This is a genomic window from Caballeronia sp. LZ029 (genome assembly GCF_031451275.1).
Classification (GTDB): domain Bacteria; phylum Pseudomonadota; class Gammaproteobacteria; order Burkholderiales; family Burkholderiaceae; genus Caballeronia; species Caballeronia jiangsuensis.
This window is the reverse complement of sequence record NZ_JARUXO010000001.1, coordinates 719,419-740,722: the sequence shown is the minus strand read 5'-3', so window position 1 is coordinate 740,722 and position 21,304 is coordinate 719,419. Positions and strand designations below refer to the sequence as shown.

General features: G+C 65.0%; 19 protein-coding genes. 11 read left to right on the top strand and 8 right to left on the bottom strand.

Annotated elements, in window-relative coordinates:
* Nucleotides 1-40 precede the first annotated feature (40 nt).
* The 3 genes from dcd to apbC all read right to left on the bottom strand — a co-directional run bounded on the left by dcd (nucleotide 41) and on the right by apbC (nucleotide 2,515).
* Complete coding sequence (gene dcd / locus QCE73_RS03430) at nucleotides 41-610, bottom strand: dCTP deaminase (protein WP_035508313.1); 570 nt, start codon at nucleotides 608-610, stop codon at nucleotides 41-43.
* Between the two features lie 163 nt (nucleotides 611-773).
* Nucleotides 774-1,307: a superoxide dismutase family protein gene (locus tag QCE73_RS03425; protein WP_035508310.1), complete on the bottom strand. Its 534-nt coding sequence runs from the start codon at nucleotides 1,305-1,307 to the stop codon at nucleotides 774-776.
* 119 nt (nucleotides 1,308-1,426) lie between these two features.
* Complete coding sequence (apbC, locus tag QCE73_RS03420) at nucleotides 1,427-2,515, bottom strand: iron-sulfur cluster carrier protein ApbC (protein WP_309879768.1); 1,089 nt, start codon at nucleotides 2,513-2,515, stop codon at nucleotides 1,427-1,429.
* A 264-nt stretch (nucleotides 2,516-2,779) separates the two neighbouring features.
* Between apbC and QCE73_RS03415 the strand changes: the two genes are divergently transcribed.
* Entirely contained in the window at nucleotides 2,780-3,436 is a 657-nt protein-coding gene (locus QCE73_RS03415) for an OmpA family protein (protein WP_035508304.1), read from the top strand.
* A gap of 357 nt (nucleotides 3,437-3,793) precedes the next feature.
* Nucleotides 3,794-5,923: a methionine--tRNA ligase gene (gene metG / locus QCE73_RS03410; RefSeq protein ID WP_309879767.1), complete on the top strand. Its 2,130-nt coding sequence runs from the start codon at nucleotides 3,794-3,796 to the stop codon at nucleotides 5,921-5,923.
* 67 nt (nucleotides 5,924-5,990) lie between these two features.
* Here the strand turns inward: metG and QCE73_RS03405 are convergent, their stop codons facing one another.
* The 3 genes from QCE73_RS03405 to QCE73_RS03395 form a co-directional block, all read right to left on the bottom strand.
* Nucleotides 5,991-10,139 (bottom strand): translocation/assembly module TamB domain-containing protein, encoded by a 4,149-nt coding sequence (locus QCE73_RS03405; RefSeq protein ID WP_309879765.1) that lies wholly within the window; start codon nucleotides 10,137-10,139, stop codon nucleotides 5,991-5,993.
* A 34-nt stretch (nucleotides 10,140-10,173) separates the two neighbouring features.
* Nucleotides 10,174-11,919 carry an autotransporter assembly complex family protein gene (locus QCE73_RS03400; protein ID WP_404989761.1) on the bottom strand — a complete coding sequence of 582 codons (1,746 nt, stop codon included), beginning with the start codon at nucleotides 11,917-11,919 and terminating at the stop codon, nucleotides 10,174-10,176.
* A gap of 115 nt (nucleotides 11,920-12,034) precedes the next feature.
* Nucleotides 12,035-12,313, bottom strand: coding sequence for a hypothetical protein (locus QCE73_RS03395; RefSeq protein WP_309882023.1), 279 nt, complete (start codon nucleotides 12,311-12,313; stop codon nucleotides 12,035-12,037).
* Between QCE73_RS03395 and QCE73_RS03390 the strand changes: the two genes are divergently transcribed.
* From QCE73_RS03390 to panD, 4 genes are all read left to right on the top strand, one after another.
* A complete protein-coding gene (locus QCE73_RS03390; protein WP_187607389.1) occupies nucleotides 12,309-12,497 on the top strand; it encodes a DUF3460 family protein in 189 nt (62 codons plus the stop codon). The two genes, QCE73_RS03395 and QCE73_RS03390, sit on opposite strands and share 5 nt — an antisense overlap.
* An 86-nt stretch (nucleotides 12,498-12,583) precedes the next feature.
* Nucleotides 12,584-13,411 (top strand): ScpA family protein, encoded by an 828-nt coding sequence (locus QCE73_RS03385; protein WP_035508347.1) that lies wholly within the window; start codon nucleotides 12,584-12,586, stop codon nucleotides 13,409-13,411.
* A 70-nt stretch (nucleotides 13,412-13,481) separates the two neighbouring features.
* On the top strand, nucleotides 13,482-14,321 hold the full coding sequence (panC, locus tag QCE73_RS03380) for a pantoate--beta-alanine ligase (RefSeq protein WP_309879763.1): 840 nt from the start codon (nucleotides 13,482-13,484) through the stop codon (nucleotides 14,319-14,321).
* Nucleotides 14,322-14,331: 10 nt separating this feature from the next.
* Entirely contained in the window at nucleotides 14,332-14,718 is a 387-nt protein-coding gene (gene panD, locus QCE73_RS03375) for an aspartate 1-decarboxylase (RefSeq protein ID WP_035508291.1), read from the top strand.
* Nucleotides 14,719-14,769: 51 nt separating this feature from the next.
* Here the strand turns inward: panD and QCE73_RS03370 are convergent, their stop codons facing one another.
* Complete coding sequence (locus QCE73_RS03370; protein WP_035508283.1) at nucleotides 14,770-15,396, bottom strand: ParA family protein; 627 nt, start codon at nucleotides 15,394-15,396, stop codon at nucleotides 14,770-14,772.
* A gap of 197 nt (nucleotides 15,397-15,593) precedes the next feature.
* Here QCE73_RS03370 and QCE73_RS03365 point away from each other — a divergent pair, with 197 nt between their 5' ends.
* Nucleotides 15,594-16,013, top strand: coding sequence for a PaaI family thioesterase (locus tag QCE73_RS03365; protein WP_309879761.1), 420 nt, complete (start codon nucleotides 15,594-15,596; stop codon nucleotides 16,011-16,013).
* On the opposite strand, the gene QCE73_RS03360 is transcribed toward QCE73_RS03365, so the two are convergent.
* A complete protein-coding gene (locus QCE73_RS03360) occupies nucleotides 16,007-17,482 on the bottom strand; it encodes a cobyric acid synthase (RefSeq protein WP_309879759.1) in 1,476 nt (491 codons plus the stop codon). The genes QCE73_RS03365 and QCE73_RS03360 overlap by 7 nt on opposite strands.
* Nucleotides 17,483-17,538: 56 nt before the next feature.
* On the opposite strand from QCE73_RS03360, the gene cobU reads away from it, so the two are divergent.
* The 4 genes from cobU to QCE73_RS03340 are packed head-to-tail and all read left to right on the top strand — an operon-like array spanning nucleotide 17,539 to nucleotide 20,930.
* On the top strand, nucleotides 17,539-18,096 hold the full coding sequence (cobU, locus tag QCE73_RS03355; RefSeq protein WP_309879757.1) for a bifunctional adenosylcobinamide kinase/adenosylcobinamide-phosphate guanylyltransferase: 558 nt from the start codon (nucleotides 17,539-17,541) through the stop codon (nucleotides 18,094-18,096).
* A gap of 5 nt (nucleotides 18,097-18,101) precedes the next feature.
* Nucleotides 18,102-19,043, top strand: a complete 942-nt coding sequence (cbiB, locus tag QCE73_RS03350) for an adenosylcobinamide-phosphate synthase CbiB (protein ID WP_309879756.1) — start codon at nucleotides 18,102-18,104, stop codon at nucleotides 19,041-19,043.
* 1 nt (nucleotide 19,044) lies between these two features.
* Nucleotides 19,045-20,040: a threonine-phosphate decarboxylase CobD gene (cobD, locus tag QCE73_RS03345; RefSeq protein WP_309879755.1), complete on the top strand. Its 996-nt coding sequence runs from the start codon at nucleotides 19,045-19,047 to the stop codon at nucleotides 20,038-20,040.
* Nucleotides 20,037-20,930 (top strand): cobalamin-binding protein, encoded by an 894-nt coding sequence (locus tag QCE73_RS03340; RefSeq protein WP_309879753.1) that lies wholly within the window; start codon nucleotides 20,037-20,039, stop codon nucleotides 20,928-20,930. The genes cobD and QCE73_RS03340 overlap by 4 nt, the downstream gene beginning before the upstream one ends.
* Nucleotides 20,931-21,304 lie beyond the last annotated feature (374 nt).

The window sequence follows — 21,304 nt, the reverse complement described above, 5'->3', positions numbered from 1 at the left end:
CAAGCGTTTGCCGTGTGCGTTTCTGAAAGCGCGGCGATGATCAGGTTTTCGGCAGCGTCACGCCGTGCTGCCCTTGATACTTCCCGCCGCGATCCGCGTACGACGTCTCGCACATTTCATCGCTTTCGAAGAACAGGACTTGGGCGACGCCCTCGTTTGCGTAGATTTTGGCAGGCAAAGGTGTCGTATTCGAGAATTCGAGCGTCACGTAGCCTTCCCATTCCGGCTCGAACGGCGTCACGTTGACGATGATCCCGCAGCGCGCATAGGTCGATTTGCCGAGACACACGGTCAGGCACGAGCGCGGAATGCGGAAATATTCGACCGTGCGGGCGAGCGCGAAAGAATTCGGCGGAATGATGCAGACATCGCCCTTGAAATCGACGAACGATTTCTCGTCGAAATTCTTCGGATCGACGATCGTGGAATTGATGTTCGTGAAGATCTTGAATTCATCGGCGACGCGAATGTCGTAGCCGTAGCTCGACGTGCCGTAGCTCACGATCTTGCGGCCGTCCTCGGTCACGCGCACCTGATCGCGCACGAACGGCTCGATCATTCGGTGCTCTTCGGCCATGCGGCGAATCCACTTGTCGGACTTGATGCTCATAGGGAACGCTACTCAACGGTGAACGGCTCGGGTCTCGCGACCGCCGCCTGCGGTGAAACGGGGCAAGGTCTCCGGCGGCGATGTTCGCCGCGCGGGCCAGACGAAAGCGCGTATTTTACGCGATCGGGCGAGCGCGTCGGGCGCGGCGCGAAAGACGCGGCGTCTAGCGGCGAATCACGCCGCAAGCGAGCGCCGGACCCACGTTGTGCGGCGCGCTCGCGTAAGGGTCCACCGCTTCCCGATGCAGCATGATCGCGCGCGAAATGACCGAGCGCACGCCGTCGAGCGACACCTCGGTCGCGACGATGAAGCCCGTCGCCGCGCCCGTCGCGTCCGCGTGGATATTGCCGAGTTCGCCTTCGACACGAGATGTCGCGCGTCTGCGCTCCGAAGGCAGCGCGAACACCGGGCTCGCATCCTGCTCGTTGACGGCGATGCAGTCGCCGCGTTCGTGCACGGTCAGCGCGTGGTCGCTGTTCGGCGGCATGTCCGTCAGGTTGTAGGAAACCTGCACGCCGTCCGCGCGCTCGATCAGCGTGACGGTGCCGCGCGTCGCGTTGCCGGGCGTCGGTTGCAGAACCGCGTCCGCGCGCTTTTCATGATTCTGGAAGATGAGGCCGCAACCGCTCAGCATGACGCTGAAAGCGGCCGTCGCGATCAAGGCGTGAAGCGCCCTCCCGTCGAATCTGTGTCCCATGCGATCCTCTCGGCGGCCCGCCGACGCCCAGTGCGTCCACGCTGCCGCGCATCGAAGGCGACATGATACCGCGAGCCGCATTGCACAAGGCTCGCGCAGATTCGATCGGATGCTCGAAATCAGGTGTTCTGCACGACGATGCTCGGGAATTTCGAGGTCATGTCGCGCTGACGCTCGGCGATCGAGATCGCGACGCGGCGCGCAATCGCGCGATACGTCTCCGCGATACGGCTCTCCGGCTGCGACACGACGGTCGGCTGACCCGCGTCGGTGCGTTCGCGAATGGAGATATCGAGCGGCAACTGGCCGAGAATCTCGACGCCGTATTCCTTCGCCATGCGCTCGCCGCCGCCCGCGCCGAAGATATGTTCCTCGTGGCCGCAATTCGAGCAGATATGCGTGCTCATGTTCTCGACGATGCCGAGAATCGGAATGCCGACCTTCTCGAACATCTTCAAGCCCTTCTTCGCGTCGAGCAGCGCGATGTCCTGCGGCGTCGTGACGATCACCGCGCCCGTCACCGGCACCTTCTGCGACAGCGTGAGCTGGATATCGCCCGTGCCCGGCGGCATGTCGACGACGAGATAGTCGAGGTCCTTCCAGTTGGTCTGACGCAGCAACTGCTCGAGCGCCGATGTCACCATCGGGCCGCGCCACACCATCGGGTTGTCCTGCTCGATCAGAAAGCCGATCGAATTCGCCTGGATGCCGTGGCCTTCGAGCGGGTTCATCGTCTGGTTGTCGGGCGATTCGGGCCGGCCGGTGATGCCGAGCATCATCGGCAACGAAGGGCCGTAGATGTCCGCGTCGAGCATGCCGACCGACGCGCCTTCCGCCGCGAGCGCGAGCGCGAGATTCGCGGCCGTCGTGCTCTTGCCGACGCCGCCCTTGCCCGACGCCACCGCGATGATGTTCTTGACGTTCGGCAGCAGCTTCACGCCGCGCTGCACCGCGTGCGCGACAACCTGCGACGACACGTCCACGGTCACGTTCGCGACGCCGGGCACCTGACGCAGCGCGTCCTGCACCTGCTCGCGGATCGGGCTGAACTGCGTCTTCGCCGGATAGCCGAGCACGACGCTCACCGCGACGTTCGCGCCATCGACGGATACGTTGCGAATGCTCTTCGTATCGACGAACTTGCGGTTGGTATTGGGATCGGTCAGTGTGGCGAGTGCGGTGTCGATCTTCGCGCGGTCAATGCTCATCGAAACTCCATGGAACGCTTGTTGCTAAAGCGCTGCGACGCGCAACAACAAACTGAAGAAATTGAAAGTATTTGTTAGCGCCGTTGCGCGTGACGCGCGGGCACTGCACTATCCCGCTGCAAAATCTTTCCGGGGACGCATCGCATCGGGCAGCCGGGCGCCTTTCTCATTATTGTAGAGGCTTGCCCGGAGGCTCGTCCGAAGACCCTTTCGCACTGTCGGCGCTTCTTGCGCCGAAACGCTTGTCGATTCAAGGAGATTAATATGAACACCAAATTCTTCACTCGTCTGTCCGTGTTCGCGGTGGCCGGCGCGCTCGTCGCGGGCTGCGCATCGCAGCAAGGCACCAACACGGCGGTCGGCACGGGCGTTGGCGCCGCGACCGGCGCAGGCATCGGCGCGATTTTCGGCGGCGGCAAGGGCGCGGCGATCGGCGCGGCCACGGGCGCGGCGGTGGGCGGCATCACCGGCTACAACTGGCAGTCGATCAAGAACAAGATTTCGGGCGACTCGAAGGGCACGGGCACGCAAGTGACCGAGCAGCAGGACGGCTCGCTCAAGGTGAACATCCCCAACTCGATTTCGTTCGATACGAACAGCTACGCGATCAAGCCGTCGTTCGATCCGGTGCTGAACTCCGTCACGCAGACGATGCAGCAGCATCCGGAGCTGATCGCGAGCGTCGTCGGCCATACGGACAACACCGGCCAGGCGGCTTACAACCAGACGCTGTCGCAGAACCGCGCACAGAGCGTGGCGTCGTACATCGCGACGCACGGCGTTCCGGCACAGCGTCTGGCAGCGTCGGGCATGGGCCAGAATCAGCCGATCGCGGACAACTCGACGGAAGCGGGCCGCGCGCAGAATCGCCGCGTGGAAATCTATCTGCGCGCCACCGCGCAGCCGGGTCAGGTGCAGTAAAGCAATTGATTTGAAAGGAGAATGCGCCGTCGCGAAGGCGGTGGCGTAAGTCCGGATTTCGCGGCGTTCAGTCGTCTGAAAAAAATTTGAAACTTGGGCGCAGTGCCGCTGTCTGTCTTTACGGTAGGTGGATGGCGATGCCATCACCTGCCATTCTCCTCTTGTCGTTGTTGCTCCGGGGCCCGATTGGACCCCGGTTTTTTTTGGGCGTTGTATTTCGTAGTTGCGCACAAGCAGCCAACCACGCCTCGAATCCCGCCTTCCACCTCTGCCCCGCGCGCCCTCTCCCCCCGCCCTGCTAAAATCAAAATCCGCTTTTTCCCCAACCCCCAGCACTCCCACACGGGCCGCGCCTTTATGTCAGCACCGATTTCAGCCACTGCCACCGCCGCGCCTGCCGCCTCCGTCAATGAAAGCGGCCGCCGCCAGATCCTCGTCACGTCCGCGTTGCCGTACGCGAACGGTCAGATTCATATCGGCCACATGGTCGAGTACATTCAGACGGATATCTGGGTTCGGTCGCTGCGAATGCATGGCCACGAGGTCTACTACGTCGGCGCGGACGACACCCACGGCACGCCGATCATGCTGCGCGCCGAAAAGGAAGGCATCACGCCCAAAGCGCTGATCGAGCGCGTGTGGAAGGAGCACAAGCGTGACTTCGACAGCTTCGGCATCTCGTTCGACAACTACTATTCGACCGATGCCGAGGAAAACCGCGTCCTCTGCAACACGATCTACGGTTCGCTTCAACAAGCGGGGCTGATCGAGGCGCGCGACATCGAGCAGGCCTACGATCCGGTCAAGGAAATGTTCCTGCCGGACCGATTCATCAAGGGCCAGTGCCCGAAGTGCGGCGCGAAAGATCAATACGGCGACAACTGCGAAGTCTGCGGCTCGACCTATCAGCCGACCGAGCTCATCAATCCGTACTCGGTCGTGTCGGGCGCGACGCCCATCCGCAAGACGTCCACGCACTACTTCTTCAAGCTCTCCGATCCGCGCTGCGAGAATTTCCTGCGCGGCTGGGTGAGCGGCCTCGCGCAGCCCGAAGCCACCAACAAGATGCGCGAATGGCTCGGCGACAAGGGCGAAGCCAAGCTCGCCGACTGGGACATCTCGCGCGACTCGCCCTACTTCGGCTTCGAGATTCCGGGCGCGCCGGGCAAGTACTTCTACGTCTGGGTCGATGCGCCCGTCGGCTATTACGCGAGCTTCAAGAATCTCGCGGACCGCATCGGGGTGAATTTCGACGAGTGGGTGAAGCCCGGCGCGAAGGCCGAGCAGTACCATTTCATCGGCAAGGACATTCTGTATTTCCACACGCTCTTCTGGCCGGCGATGCTCGAATTCTCCGGCCATCGCACGCCGACCAACGTATTCGCGCACGGCTTCCTGACCGTCGACGGCGCGAAGATGTCGAAGTCGCGCGGCACCTTCATCACCGCGCAGAGCGTGATCGACACGGGCCTCAACCCCGAGTGGCTGCGCTACTACTTCGCGGCGAAGCTCAATAGCACGATGGAAGACATCGACCTGAACCTCGAAGACTTCCAGGCGCGCGTGAACAGCGATCTCGTCGGCAAATACGTGAACATCGCGAGCCGCGCGGCGGGTTTTCTCATCAAGCGTTTCGACGGCCGCGTACAGGACAGCGCGATGCATCATCCGCTCGTCACGCGATTGCGCTCGGCGATTCCGCAGATCGCAGGCTTCTACGAATCGCGCGAGTATGGCCGCGCGTTGCGCACGACGATGGAACTCGCCGACGCCGTCAACGCTTACGTCGATACCTCGAAGCCGTGGGATCAGGCGAAGGACCCGGCGAATGCCGTCGCGCTGCATGAGACGTGCAGCGTGAGCCTCGAAGCGTTCCGTCTGCTGTCGCTCGCGCTGAAGCCGGTGCTGCCGAAACTGGCGGAATCGGTCGAAGCGTTCCTCGGCATCGCGCCGCTCGTCTGGGCCGATGCCGCGAAGCCGCTGTCGTCGGCCAATGCGATCAACGCGTACAAGCATCTGACGACGCGCGTCGTTCCGAAACAGATCGAGGCTCTGCTGGCCGCGAATCGCGAATCGCTCGCGCCGGCCGCCGAAACGGCCGCGGCCGCTCCGGCCAAGACCGTCGCGAAAAAGCAGGAAGAATCGGGCGTCATCTCCATCGACGATTTCGCGAAGGTCGATCTGCGCATCGCGAAGATCGTCGATTGCAAGGCGGTCGAAGGCTCCGACAAGCTGCTGCAACTGACGCTCGATGTCGGCGAGGACAAGACGCGCAACGTGTTCTCGGGCATCAAGTCGGCGTATCAGCCGCAGGATCTGATCGGCAAGCTCACCGTGATGGTCGTGAACCTCGCGCCGCGCAAGATGAAGTTCGGGCTGTCGGAAGGGATGGTGCTGGCGGCTTCGGCGACGGATGAAAAGGCCGAGCCGGGGCTCTACATTCTCGAGCCGCACAGCGGCGCGAAACCGGGCATGAGGGTGAAGTAAGACGGTTCGAAGAACTGAAAAAGGGCACGCGATTCGCGTGCCCTTTTTCGTTGAAGCGCGCGTGAACTCAGTCCGGATCCGGCGTGGAAGAATCCGCCGACGACGTTCCCGACGCGCCCGACGCCCCCGACGCGGAATCCGCCGCGGACGCGCGCGCAGCCGACGAGGACGACGCCCACAATCGCGCCCACGAATTGAACCGCCGCGTATAGGACAGATCGACGCCCTGATAGGTCCCGCCATACGCCGTCACAGCCCAGAACCGCGACAGGTTCAGCGTAGCCTTGACCGCGTTGCCCGCCGATTGCAGCCCCTGCTCATAGCCGATCACGAGCCGCTCGTTGATCGCCTTCGACAGCAGCACGACTTGCGGATCGGTCAGGCCCACTTCGCTCGAACCGACAGTGAACTCGTCCAGCCCGACCGTCTGCGCGATCTTCGCGCCGCCCTTGCTGCCGAGCAGCGCAAGCGCGCTCGTCATCGCGCTCTGCTGGCCGACGTTGTTGCCCTGGTCCGTGCCGTGCCCGAACAGGAGCCACGAGAGCTTTTCGTTGTCGGGCACGCTCGGCTCCGAGATCAGCTTGGCGACCGGTGCCTGCACGGTGCCCGTCACCTGAACGCCCGCCTCGACTTCCTGATTGCGCCGCATCGCGAGAATGTTGATGCCCGGATTCGCCACCGGCCCGTTGAACGTGAAGTAGCCGTTCTCGATGTTCAGCTTGCGCCCGAAGGCCGAGTACGACGAGCCCGGCGTCGTCACGCGCACGTTGCCGACGGCGCGCAGCGGCATGTTCGGCGCGCTCATCGCCGTGATGGTGCCGGCCAGCCCGAGATCCGCGCCCGCGCCCTTGAAGCGGAAGCGATCGCCCAGATTGATCGCGATATTGGCGCGCGGCGTGAACGGCCCGACCGGCTTTTCGGTCGCCGCCGTGATCGGCTGATTGCCGCCCTTGATGGTGCCGTCGGGGCGCTCGATCACGACATCGTCGCCGAGCGAGGGCGCTGAAGATTCCGGCAGATCGATGAGCGCGTGATCGACGGTGAACTTGCCGTCGATCGCCATGCCGCCCTGCAGCCCCGCGTTGGCGATGGTCGCGCTCCCCGACAGCATCAGCTCGCGATCCGGCGACGCGAACAGCTCCAGCTTGTCCGCGATGATGCTCGCGGTCAGATCGGGCTGCTGCTGGTCGAGCCGCACCTTGCCGGTCGCGCGCAGCGTGCCGCTCGCGCCGTGGAACTCCACCTTCTGAAGATCGACGAGATTCTCGGACAGCGCGATGCGAATGATGCCGTCCTTCAGTTGCACGCCCTGATCGACGACCGTCGCGGAGAGGTTGTCGCCGGTGAGCGAGCCGGACAGATTCGGCTTCGCGACGATCCCCGCGATCACGAGCTTGAGCGCGATCTTCCCGCCCAGCAGATAGTTCGCGCCGAGCATCCCGCCCGTCGTGCGCAGTTCGGGAACGTTCGCGTCGATGCCGCCGGTGAGCGGCGCGTTGTCATCGAGGGCGAGCATGCCGTCGCGATTCACGAGCGTCGTGTGCACGTTCGCGTCGATCACGCCGATACGGCTCGCCTGCGCATGCAGCGACGCGTTCAGGCGATTGCCGCCGCTGAAGTCCACGCGCGCGGCGATGTCCGAGATGCCGAGCGCGGAGAGGCCGCGCGTGCCGTCGATCGTCACGTCGCCGCCGCGCCGCTTGAGCTGCGCGTAGCCCGTCGCGGTCGCGCCGAGCGAGAAGTTCCAGTCGCCGTCGAAGACGAGGTCGGTGCGGATCGGCGGCTCCGCGCCCGTCAGCTCCTGGCGCACTTCGAGCAGATGCGGCACGGAGAGATTCGTGAGCGTGCCCGCCGATTGCAGACGGCCGTTTTCCATCGCGAACGACTTCAGATTCAGCACCGCGCCTTCCGCAACCAGCCGCGTCGCGCCGAGCACGAGGCGCTTCGGACCATAGCTCACCGTCAGCGGCGATTCGAGATTCAGCGACGGCGTGCCCTTGTTCGACAGCTTCGTGATCGAGCCGTCCCAGTGCGGGCCATCGGGCGCGTCGGTGAACTTGCCGGCCGCGCCGAGCGCGAGATTCACCGGCTGGCCGCGCACCTTGCCGGTCGCGGTGACGTCGAGCGTGTGATGCGCGCGCGTGCCGTTCAGGTTCGCGTCGAGGTTGGCGACTTCGACGTCCTCCGTGCTCGCATCGCGTGCCTTCAGCGTGAAGACGAGCGCGCCGTTCGCGCCGTCGCGGATATCCGCGCGGCCTTCCGCATGGCCGACGCGGTTCGCGCCGAACACGACGCCATCGGCCTGATAGTTCGCCGCGATATTCGGATGCGCGATCGAGCCGGTCACATCGCCGTCCGCCTTGGCCGTGCCCGTGATGCCGAAGCCGAGGCGCTCCAGCGCGGGCGCATCGATCTTGAAGCGCAGCCGGTCGCCGGGCGCGCCGAAGCTGCCGTTCAGATCGACGTTATTGCCCGCCACCGATAGCGACGCCTTGCTCGGCAACAGCCGCGTGCCCGCGACCTGCACCGTGCCCTCGCCCGTCATCGGCAGATTGTCGTACATGCTGTCGGTGAGCTTGAACGTGGCCTTTGTCGTGAGCGTGGGCGCGAGCTGCCCCGATGCGGCCAGCGTGCCGTTCACGCGGGCTTCGATCACGCGCGCCGGCGCGGCAGGCTTCTTCGGCGCGCCTTTCTTCGCGGGCGCGGGCTTCTGCGCGATCAACTGCTGTTGCAACAGCAGCGGATTGAAGTTGACGATCTTCGCCTTGAGGTCGTAGCTCGAATTGGCGTCCTTCTTGAGCGCGCCGTTGAGTTCGACGCGCCCCTTGCCGACCGAGAGCTTCACGTCGTCGAGCGTGGTCTGCTTCGGATCGAGCTTCACTTTGGCCTGCGCGCGGATCGCCGCTTTCGGATCGTTGAGATCGGCGGTGATCGTCTGCGTGTCGCCCGCGAGGACGATGCCGACCGGCCCGGCGAAATCCGTCGGGCGTAGCGTCGGTTCGATCGCGTTCAGGTCGAGCTTCGCGATCTTCAGGTCGAACTTGCCCTTGCCGCCCGCGAGCGCGCCGCCGCCCGTCACGGTCGCGTTCTTCAGGAGCCGCACATTGAGGTCGGTGACGCTTTGCTCGGAGGCGTCGAGCCGCACGTTCGCGCGCGCGTCGATGAGCGGCAGCAGCTTCTTGTCGATGGAACCGGGCTTCGCGTTGACGATCGACACCGGCCCGCTCACGACGAACGCCTTCGGGTCCGCGCCTTCGACCGGCTTCACCTCGGCGCGCACGGCCAGATCGGCCTCGGGCGCGCCCGGGCTGAATGCCTGCGGATTCACGTGATCGAAGGTGACGAGCGCGGATTTGAGCGGCACGTCGGCGAAGGGCAACGCTTCGACATGCGCGCGTCCGTTGAGCTTCATGCCGCTCGCGTCGACGTCGGCGATCAGGTCTTCCAGCGCGCCGGAAAGCCGCGCGCTCACGTTCACCGTTTCGCCGTTGACCTTGCCGGCATAACCCGCGTCGCCGGAGAGCGGAAACGGACGCGCGCCGCCATCGAGTTTCAGCGACGCCGTCACCGAGCCGAACGGCGTGTCGAGGCGCTGAACCGTCGCCTGGTGATGCTGCCCGTCGCTGTGGCCGTTGAACAGCAGCCGCGAGAATTCGGTGGTCGTCGTGCCCTGATGCAGCCGCAGCTTCTCGACGGAGAGATCGTCGATCGCCAGTTGAATCGGAATGCGCAGGTCTTTCGGCAGTTCCGTCTTCTTGCTCGGTTCGTTCGACGGCGCGATGCGGGCATCGACCGTCCCGATGTGCAGATAATCGATCGTGAAGCGCAACGGCTCGCGCGTGAGCGCCCAGCGGCCCGACACGCTGTCGACCGCGATGTCCGTGCCCTTGCCGTCCTTCCAGTGCACGTCGCGCAGTTGCAGGCCGGTCGCGATCGCGCCGCCGTCGAGCTTGCCGGTCAGTTGTCCCTTGAGCAGCGAGGTCGCCGCGTCCCACGCGTAGCGCGTGCCGCGTTCGGTCGTCAGCACGAAGAACACGCCGCCGACCGCGAGCGCGGCGATCAGCACGACGACGAGCACGAGCGCGCCGATCCAGCGCGCAAGCCGCCGCCAGCCGCTTTTGCGCGGCGGCGTCTTCTTCGCGCCGCCGTCGTCGCCGCCGCCTTCGTTGCCGGGCGGCGGGGCTTCGGCGTCCGCTTGCTTCGTCGGGTCCGTCATGCCGGTTCGCTTTCCTTCATCGTTCGCACGCGCATCAGAACGCGATGCCGAGCGTCAGATACGGCTTGATGCTCTTGTTCTTGAATCCATACGCCAGGTCGACATTCACCGGGCCGACCGGGCTGCGCCAGCGCGCACCGACGCCCACGCCCGGCTGGAACACGCGCTCGCTCCAGGTGTCGGTCGCGGTGCCGATGTCGAAGAACACCGCGCCGCCCCAGTCGTGCGTGAACCAGTGTTGATACTCGCTGCTGCCCGTCACCATGTACTTGGTCGGCAAAACCGAGCCCGCGACGTTGTTGCCGATACCCAGATAGCTATAGCCGCGCACCGAGTTCGCGCCACCCGCGCGAAACAGCAGCGACGCGGGCACGCCGCTCGACGGCCCGCTCGTGAACACGCCGCCGAACTCCGCGCGAAACACGAGCAAATCGTTCTTGCCGAGCGGCACATATTGCAGCGCGTTGGTGTAGAGGCGCGCGAACGTCTGATCGGTCATCACGCCCTTGACGGCGAATCCCGCCTCCGCGCGGATGATGTTGCCGCGCCGCGGGAACAGCGGATCGTCGACGTCGCGGCGCACCCAGCTCCATGCGGGCACGAGCGCGCGCGCCGTCGATGGATTCGGCTCGTTTTGCGTCAGGCGATCATCGTAGAAAGTCAGCGAAAACGTCGTGTCGATGTTCTGACGCGAGCGCGAACGCTGCACGCCGACGCGCGCGCTGTAGATGTTCGTGTCGGAGACATCGGTGATCGTGTAGGAGCCGAATACGGCGTTCACCCAGCCGTGCGAATCCGGCGGCATCGCCAGTTGCACGCGGCCGTACTGCTGCGTCTGGTCGAGCCGGCCGGAAATCGTGAACGGATACGCCTTGCCGAAGGTATCGAGATAGCTGTACGCGCCCTGGATGTGAAAACCGGTGTCGGTCGCGTAACCCACGCCGTAGCGGATGCTGTTGTACGGATACTCGCTCACCTTCACATGCAGCGGCGTATCGGCCGGTTTGCTGACGTCGTTATCGACATCGATCGCCACGCTCGCGTAGTACGGCGTGTTCTGGATCTGCCGCTGCAACTCGTTGATGCGCGCGACGTCGTAGATCTCGCCGTCCTGGATCGGATTCACGTGATCGACGATCCACGCGGGATAGCGCTTCGGCCCGCTCACGTCGAGCTTGCCGAGCGTGAAGGTCGGACCGCTGTCGAAGGTCACGGAGAGATCGGCGAGATGCGCGCGCGGATTGATGCGCGCCTGCGAGCGCACGATCTTCGCGCCGAGATAGCGCTTCGATTGCAGCGCCCTCAGCGCGGCGTTCTTCGCGTCGTCCCAGCCGCCTTGCGTGAACGGATCGCCTTCGTTGACCGAAAAGGCGAAGCGCGCCGCGTTTTCCTGCGCGCGGTCCTCGGTCGTGACCGCGCCGGTGAAATTCAGTTGCACCGAGGCGATCATCGTCCGCGGGCCGGGATCGACGCTCACCTTGACGTTGCGTTTGTCGTCGACGGTCGTGACGTCCGTGCGCACGACCGGCGTGAAATAGCCTTCGGTCGCGACGAGATCGCGCACGTCCTTGGGCGTCGCGGTGACGAGGAACTGGAACTGGTCGTCGCTCACGTCGTCGCGCTTGGCGAAGCGGGCGATGTCGAGGTTCTCCTTGAGCAGCTTCTTCACGCTGCGCGGCGCGTCGACATCGACCTCGTACTTGGCGAATGCGGGCGTGGCGAGGCCGAACGCGATCAACGCGACGATCAGGGCCGGCCAGCGTCGCGCGCCTGGCGGCATCACGCGCAACGCGCGCAGCGGATCAAACGAACGCCCCGCCAAACGTGACCTCCGGCATCGGGATGAGTGGGAATGAAAGGAAAACGTGCAGCCGATGTGCAAGCGGGCGCAGGCGCTATTTCACCACATCGGCGTGCGCCGGCACCGTAAGACGGCCGATCTCGCGCGCGACGTGGGCCTTTTTGACGGCTGTGCGCGTGCCGGGTTCCGCAAAACTTGCACGCGCGTGCGCCTTTCGAGACGCGAAACAGCGGCGCGCCGATATGCGTTGCCGCCGCACGCTTGCGGTAAAATTGCGCCAAAAGGCAAAATCACAGGCGCGATGCGGGTTGCCGCGTGCGCCGATATCGTCAAACGAGGCTTGTCGCCTCGACCCCAACGGAAGCCGGATCATGTATCAGTCGGATATCACCCAGTTCATCAATCAGTTGAAAGAGCAAAAGCCGTCGCTGGAAGAAGAACAGCGCCGCGGCCGCGCGCTTCTGTGGGACAAGCAGCCGATCGACCTCGACGAGCGCAGCTCGCAGCAGCAGGCGCGCGTGAACCAGACGCCCTACGTCTACTACCAGAACTTCTGAACGTGAGCGCAGCCGGCCACGAGCCGCAATCGTCCGCGCATGCGCCGCACGAGGGCAAGCGCGACGACGCACGGGAAGACCGGGTGGTGGCGCTCGCCACGCCCGCGACCGATTCGACGCCCGACACCATCGACGGCGTCGCGATCGCGCATCTTTACGGCGAGCCGCTCTGGAAGCTGCCCACTGACCTGTACATCCCGCCCGACGCGCTCGAAATCTTTCTCGAAGCGTTCGAAGGCCCGCTCGACCTGCTGCTCTACCTCATCCGCAAGCAGAACTTCAACGTGCTCGACATCCCGATGGCGGATGTCACCGCGCAATATCTGGGCTACGTCGACCAGATCCGCGAATCGAATCTGGAGCTCGCGTCGGAATATCTGCTGATGGCGGCGATGCTGATCGAGATCAAGTCGCGCATGCTGCTGCCGGTCAAGAAGGCCGACACCGGCGAGGACGCCGAAGACCCGCGCGCCGAACTCGTGCGCCGTCTGCTGGAATACGAGCAGATGAAACTCGCGGCGCAAAAGATCGACCAGTTGCCGCAGCTCGGCCGCGACTTCCTGCGCGCGGACATCTATATCGAGCAGTCCGCCGAACAGCGCTTCCCCGATGTCGACATGAACGACCTGCGCGCCGCGTGGGCCGACGTCATCAAGCGCGCGAAGCTCGTGCAGCATCACAAGATTTCGCGCGAGGAGCTTTCGGTGCGCGAGCACATGAGCGTGATCCTGCGGCGGCTGCAGACCGCGCGCTTCATGGAATTCACGGAGCTTTTCGACACTTCGCGCGGTGTGCCGGTGGTCGTCGTGAACTTCATCGCGATGCTGGAGCTGTCGCGCGAATCGCTGATCGAAATCACGCAGCCCGAGCCATACGCGCCGATCTACGTGAGACTCGCGTACTCGCCCGCCTAGAATTCGCTTATCCATTCCCTAGCCTCGGTGCGACGCTGAATCACGCCGCCCGCCAGGAGACACCCGCTCGATGAAAGTCATCAGCTCCATCCATGAACTGCGCGACCAGTTGCGCGGCCAGAACCGAACCGCCTTCGTCCCGACGATGGGCAACCTCCACGAAGGCCATCTCTCCCTGATGCGCCTCGCGCGCCAGCATGGCGATCCGGTCGTCGCGAGCATCTTCGTGAACCGTCTGCAATTCGGCCCGAACGAGGATTTCGACAAATATCCGCGCACGCTTCAGGACGACATCGACAAGCTGCAGAAAGAAAATGTCTACGTGCTGTTCGCGCCGACCGAGCGGGACATGTATCCGGAGCCGCAGGAGTATCGCGTGCACCCGCCGCACAACCTCGGCGACATTCTCGAAGGCGAGTTCCGCCCCGGCTTCTTCACGGGCGTGTGCACCGTCGTGATGAAGCTGATGTCGTGCGTGCAGCCGCGCGTCGCGGTGTTCGGCAAGAAGGACTATCAGCAACTGATGATCGTGCGCGCGATGTGCCACCAGTTCGCGCTGCCCACGGAAATCGTCGCCGCTGAGACCGTGCGGGACGAGGACGGACTCGCGCTGTCGTCGCGCAACCGGTTCCTGTCGGCGGCCGAGCGCGCCGAAGCGCCCAAGCTCGCCGAGCAGTTGCAGCGTGTGCGCGAAGCGGTGCTGTCGGGCAATCGGGATATCGCCGCACTCGAGCGCGACGCGATGAACGCGCTCGCCGAGCGCGGCTGGAAACCCGATTACATCAGCGTGCGCAAGCGTTCGAACCTGTTGCCGCCGGGCGAAGCTGACGTCGACGCGAACGCCGCGCTCGTCGTGGTCGCGGCCGCGAAAATCGGCTCGACGCGCCTCATCGACAATCTCGAAATCTGAAGGAAGCATCATGCAACGCACCATGCTCAAATCGAAGATTCACCGCGCGACGGTCACGCACTGCGAGTTGCACTACGAAGGTTCGTGCGCGATCGACGAGAACCTGCTCGAAGCCGCGAACCTGATGGAGAACGAGCAGATCGACATCTGGAACGTGAACAACGGCGAGCGTCTGACCACGTATGCGATCAAGGGCGAGCGCGGCAGCGGCATGATTTCGCTGAACGGCTCGGCCGCGCGTCGCGCGCAACTGGGTGATCTCGTGATCATCGCGGCGTTCGCGCAGGTCGATGAGGAAGAGATCAAGGCGGGATGGAAGCCGAATCTCGTGTTCGTCGACGACGACAACCGTATCAAGGGCAGCCGCGACCACGTCCCGACGCAGAACTGGACGTAATCGCCACTTCCCTGGCACGAGCCGGCGCTTTCCTGCGGGACGCCGGCTTTTTTATTTTTTGGACACCCATTCGATGATCGGCGCCCACTGCTCCAGATCCTTCTCGACGCGGCTCTTCGCCACGTCCCAGATGGTGAGGCCGTGCGCGGCGAGCTGGACGTAGTTCTGCGTATCGCGCAAAAAGCCGAGCACGGGCAGATCGAGCCCTTCGACGAAGCGATGCAACTGGTCCGCCGAGCGCGTGCGCGCGTCCACGCGCATGCCGACCACGCCGACCTGGATCGCCCCTTTGCGCACCGCCTTTTCCTTCGCGAGTCTGGCGAGAAAGTCCTGCGTCGCGAGGATATCGAACATCGACGGCTGCAGCGGCACGATGACCTTGTCCGCCAGTTCCAGCGCCAGCGCGAGACGATTGCCGTGCACGCCGGCGGGGGTATCGACGACGGCTTTCTCCAGACCTTTGGGCGGCTTCGCCGGAGAATCGACGTCGATGTTCCATTCCTCGATCTTCGGCAGTGTGTCGACGCGCAGCGAGAGCCACGCGTGCGACGAGCGCTGCTTGTCGAGATCGGCGAGCGCAACCCACTCGCCTTCCGACGCGAAATGCCCGGCCAGATTGGTTGCGAGCGTGCTTTTGCCTACGCCGCCTTTCGGATTTGCCACCACGATCACGGTCATGAAGTGTCCCGGATTTTGTTGAGCGCGCGGGCGTTTGGCCGCTCGGCGCGCACGATTTTCGTCGTTACAAGAACAGGTGCATGATTCGAGCGTTGATATTATCGGCAAAAGTGATGCATCCGGCACGCTGGCCGAACGGCCGTGCCGTATTCTCCGCCAATATCGGCATTCGTCATCTTTTCCGACTCCTACCGCCCATGACCCCGCTCCGTCCCGATGTCACGCTCGATTTCCTGCGCAACCGCCAGAAAGGCCGTCTGCCCGATCTGCTCGGCGTGCAACTGATTTCGCTCGATCAGGGCGAATTGAACGGCGAACTCACGATCCGTCCGGAACTGCTCGCGCCCAATGGCTTTCTGCACGCGGCGACCGTCGTCGGCCTCGCGGATACGTGTTGCGGCTATGCGTGCATCGCGCATCTGCCGGAGAAGGCGCAGAACTTCACGACGCTCGAACTGAAGAGCAACCACGTTTCGACGGCGCGCGAAGGGAAGATTGTCGCGAAGGCCACGGCCGTGCATCTCGGGCGCAGCACGCAGGTGTGGGACGCGACCGTGACGAATGGGGAAGGCAAGCTCATCGCGATGTTTCGCTGCACGCAGATGATTCTTTATTGAGCGAAGGCGGCTCGCAGCGCCTCGAGATCGAGCGATTGCGCGAACGAATCCGCGAGCCGATCGAGCGACGCCTCGCGCAGCGCCGGGTAATCGAGCGGCTCGGCGTTCTCCACGCCCGCCCACGCGAGCAACGCGGCGCAGGCTTCGGGCGTATCGAACAGGCCGTGCAGATAGGTCGCGGCGATCTGATCGTCGTCGGAAACGGCGCCGTCGAAGCTTCCCGAATCAAGCGCGACGAGCGGCCGCGCGAGCGCCGCTCCATGCGTGCGCCCCATGTGGATTTCATAGCCACGCACGGGCGCTCCCGTATCGCCGATCGTCAATCGTCCCACGACGTTCTCCAACTGCTTGCGCTGCGTCAGCACCGTGGAAAGATCGAGCAACCCGAGCCCGTTCACGCAACCTGCCGCGGCTTCGACGCCATCCGGATCATCGATCGTGCGACCCAGCATCTGCATGCCGCCGCAAATGCCCAGCACCTTGCCGCCGTAACGCAGATGCCGCTCGATCGCGCGATCCCAGCCGTTCTCGCGCAGCCACGCGAGATCGCGTTGCACGCTCTTCGAGCCGGGCAGCACGATGAGATCGGCGGCGGGCGGCGCGATGCCCGCGCGCACATAGCTGAAATCGACCTGGGCGTGCGCACGCAGCGCATCGAAATCCGTGTGATTGCTGATGCGCGGAAGCGCCGGCACGATCACCTTCAACGCGGCCGCATCGCGGCGCACGTGCGGCTGGCTCGGCAGCATGTCTTCGGCGTCGAGCGTGAGGCCGTGCAGATATGGCAGCACGCCGAACACCGGCTTGCCCGTTTGCGCGACGAGCCAGTCGAGCCCCGGTTCGAGCATGCCGATATCCCCGCGAAACCGGTTGATGACGAAGCCGCGAACACGCGCCCGCTCGCTTTCCGACAGACACGCCAGCGTCCCGACGAGATGCGCGAACACGCCGCCGCGATCGATATCGGCGACGAGCACGACCGGACAATCGACCCGCTCCGCAAAGCCCATGTTGGCGATATCGCCGTCGCGCAGATTGATCTCGGCGGGACTTCCCGCGCCTTCGACGATCACCGCTTCGAACTCGTTTTGCAGACGCGCGTAGGAAGCGAGCACGGCGTCGAACGCGATGCGCTTGTAATCGTGATATGCGCGCGCATCGAGGTTCGCGTGCGCATGACCGTGGATGATGACCTGCGCGCCGCGATCGCTCGTCGGCTTGAGCAGCACCGGATTGAAGTCGATGCGCGCAGGCACGCCCGCCGCGACCGCCTGCAGCGCCTGCGCGCGGCCGATCTCGCCGCCGTCGATGGTCACCGCGCTGTTGAGCGCCATGTTCTGCGGCTTGAACGGCGCGACCCGCACGCCGCCGCGCCGCGCGAGCCGGCACAGGCCCGCGACGAGCGTGCTCTTGCCGGCATCGGACGTCGTGCCCTGGATCATCAGCGTGCCGCGTGGCGTGAAAGACATCGGGAGATTCCCATGAAGAGCGACGCGCTATCTTAGCCCGTCAGTACAATATCGCGATGACCCCCGATCTCACTTTCATCCTCGGCGGCGCGCGCTCCGGCAAGAGCGCCCGCGCGGAACGTCTTGCCGCCGACAGCGGGCTGCCCGTCACGTATATCGCGACCGCCCCGATCGAACATCTGGGCGATGCGGAGTTCGCCGAGCGCGTGCGGCATCATCGCGAGCGCAGGCCCGCGCACTGGTCGCTGATCGAAGCGCCGCTCGATCTCGCGGGCGCATTGCGCGAAGCGGATCGCGCCGGGCATTGCGTGCTGATCGACTGCCTGACGCTGTGGCTCGCGAATCTGCTCTTCACATCGGCGAGCGCGAGCGAAGAAATCGCCGTCCTGCCCGACAGCGCGCGCGAAGCCTTCGCGCAATTCGATGCGGCGCTTGCGAGCGTGCGCGGCAAGGTCATCGTCGTGAGCAATGAAATCGGTCTGGGTGTCGTGCCGCTCGGCTCGGTCACGCGTCTTTACGTCGATGAACTCGGCCGCCTGAATCAGCGCGTCGCCGCCGCGAGCGCACACGCGACGCTGATGGTCGCGGGTCTGCCGCTCGCGCTCAAGGGATAAGCGCGATGCTCCTCCTCTCCGCCTACGCGATGGCCCTGCTCGCGGTGCTCGGCGTGATCGTCGATCGCATCGTCGGCGAGCCGCGCGCGCGGCATCCGCTCGTCGGCTTCGGCAAGCTCGCGACGCAACTCGAAGCGCGCATGAACACCGGCCGTCGTGCGCGGCCGGCGGGCATCGTCGCGTGGTTCGTGCTGATCGCGCCGCCGGTGGGCGTCGCGTGGCTGCTGGTCAGCGTGCTGCCGTTCACGTACGCGTGCCTCGTCCATGTGCTGCTGCTCTGGTTCGCGCTCGGCGCGAAGAGCCTGCGCGAACATATCGCGCCGATTGCGCGCGCCCTGAGCTTCGGCGATATCGACCACGCGCGCACGCTGACCTCGCGCATCGTGTCGCGCGACACGTCGCAGGCCGACGAGAACGCGCTTTCGCGCGCGGCCGTCGAATCCACGCTGGAAAACGGCAACGACGCGATCTTCGGCGCGATCTTCTGGTTCGCCATCGCGGGTGGCCCGGGCGCGCTGATGTTCCGTCTGGCCAACACGCTCGACGCGATGTGGGGCTATCGCACGCCGCGCTATCTGCGCTTCGGCTGGGCGGCCGCGCGCTTCGACGACGTGCTCAACTTCATTCCCGCGCGCCTCACGGCTGCGAGCTACGCGCTCGCCGGCGATACGCACATGGCCTGGCACTGCTGGCGCACGCAGGCGCGCTCGTGGGACAGTCCGAACGCCGGTCCCGTGATGGCCTCGGGCGCGGGCAGTTTGAACGTGCTGATCGGCGGCGCGGCGACTTATCACGGCGTGCTCGAAACGCGCCCGACGCTCGGCGCGGGTCACACGGCGAACCCGAAGCATGTGGTCGCGGCGCTGAGGCTCGTCGAGCGCGCGATGCTGATGTGGCTTGTGGCGCTGCTGGTCTTCGCCGCGATCAGCGTAACCACGAGCGGCTGACATGACGCATCCGATCCGGCACGGCGGCAATTTGCGCGAAGCCGCGCAACGCTACGCGATTCCTTTCGACGACTGGCTCGATCTCTCGACGGGCATCAATCCGCGCGGCTTTCCGGTGCCGCCCGTGCCGCCCGATGCATGGCGACGTCTGCCCGAAGACGACGACGGCCTCGCCGATTGCGCCGCGCGCTATTACGGCGCGCCTTTCGCGTTGCCGGTCGCGGGTTCGCAGGCGGCGATCCGCGCGCTGCCTGCGCTCTTGCGGCGCGCGACGGCGGGCGTCGCGCCGCTCGCTTACGGCGAATATGCGCCGGCGTTCGCGCGCGCCGGACACGCAATCGCGACGCTCGACATCACCGGGCGCGACCTGCCCGATACGCTCGATCACGTCATCGTCGCGAATCCGAACAACCCGACGGCGGAACGCATTTCACGCGACACGCTGCTGCATTGGCACGCGCAGCTTGCATCGCGCGGCGGCACATTGATCGTCGATGAAGCGTTCGCCGATGTCGATCCCGCGTCGTCGCTGGCGAGCGAATCCGCGCGCGAAGGGCTGATCGTGCTGCGCTCGGTCGGCAAGTTCTTCGGGCTTGCGGGCATCCGGGCGGGCTTCGTGCTGGCCGCGCCTTCGATCGTCGATGCATTGCGCGACGCGCTCGGCGCGTGGACCGTCGGCGGTCCGTCGCGTCACGCCGTCATGGCCGCATTCGCCGATATCGACTGGCAGCGCGACACGCGCGAACGGTTGCAACGCGACGGCGCACGCCTCGCCGCGTTGATCGCGAGCCACGGCTTCGACGTGCGCGCGACGGCGCTCTTCGCGTGGACACCGACGCCCGAAGCCAAAGCGCTTCAACACGCGCTCGCGTTGCGCGGCATCTGGACGCGTCTCTTCGATCTGCCCGGCATGACGCCGAGCCTGCGCATCGGCTTGCCGGGCGCGGAAGGCGACTGGGCGCGCCTGTCGCTCGCGTTGCGGGAGGTTTGCGCGTGATCTTGCGCGGTGTGATCGCCTTGCTGATCGGCTTCGCTGCTGCGCGAGCGCATGCGATCACCGTCACCGATGACAGCGGCGCACCGGTCACGCTCGCGAAGCCCGCGGAACGCGTCGTCAGTCTCGCGCCGCATGTGACCGAACTGCTGTTCGCGGCGGGCGGCGGCGCGCGCATCGTCGGCGCGGTGACGTATAGCGATTATCCGAAGGAAGCGCAGGCGATTCCTCGCGTCGGCGACAACAAGGCGCTCGATCTGGAACGCATCGTCGCGTTGCATCCCGATCTGATCGTCGTGTGGCGACATGGGAACGCGGCGCGTCAGATGGACCGGCTGACGGCGCTCGGCATTCCGATTTACTTCAGCGAGCCGAAACATCTCGACGATATCGCCGCGAGCATCGACAAGCTGGGTGTGCTGCTCGGCACGCAAGCGCAGGCACGCGCGAGTGCGGATGCGTTCACGCGCGATATCGCGCAACTGCGCGCGCGTTATGCGGCGCGGGCGCCCGTGAGCGTGTTCTATCAGGTCTGGGACGATCCGCTGATGACGCTCAATCGCGACAACGTCTTCGACGAAGTGATCGGGCTGTGCGGCGGCGTGAACGTATTCGCGGCGGAAAAGCCGCGCGTGCCGACGATATCGACCGAAGCCGTGCTCGCGGCGAATCCCGAAGCGATCGTCACCGCTACGCCCGGCGCGACGAAACCGGATCGCCAGTTGCCTGCGCTTGAGCGATGGAAGCGCTGGACATCGTTGACGGCGGTCGCGCGGGGGAATCTCTTTGGGATCGATGGGGATCTCATCAATCGGCCGACTCCTCGGCTCGCAATTGGTGCGGCGGAGCTTTGCCGCGATTTCGATGCGGCTCGCGGGCGGCGGGTGGAATAGCTGGGTTTTCGCCGGATCCCGTTTTGTTGTTGGTCTATTAGCACTGCCCCTGTGCGGGGCGGCAGTCACTTTCTTTGCTGCTGCAAAGAAAGTAACCAAAGAAACAGCTATCCCCAGCCTAAGCACTTCACACCGGCCGCGGCACAGACGATTGGCCTAATGGCCCGGCTGTAGCGAGTGCCCCCACAAGCAGATAAGGGCTTGGACCGCGCACGGTCCGACACATCGCACCACACAAGAAACTGGTTCAGCACCAAATAGCTCCGGCCCGCTTCGCGGCCGATGGGTCAATCGGGTGCGGGTGCGCGTGCGCTTCTTCTCGACGGTTTCCCTCGCATCCCCAACGGCAGCGCGCAGCGCTGTGCCGAAGCTCT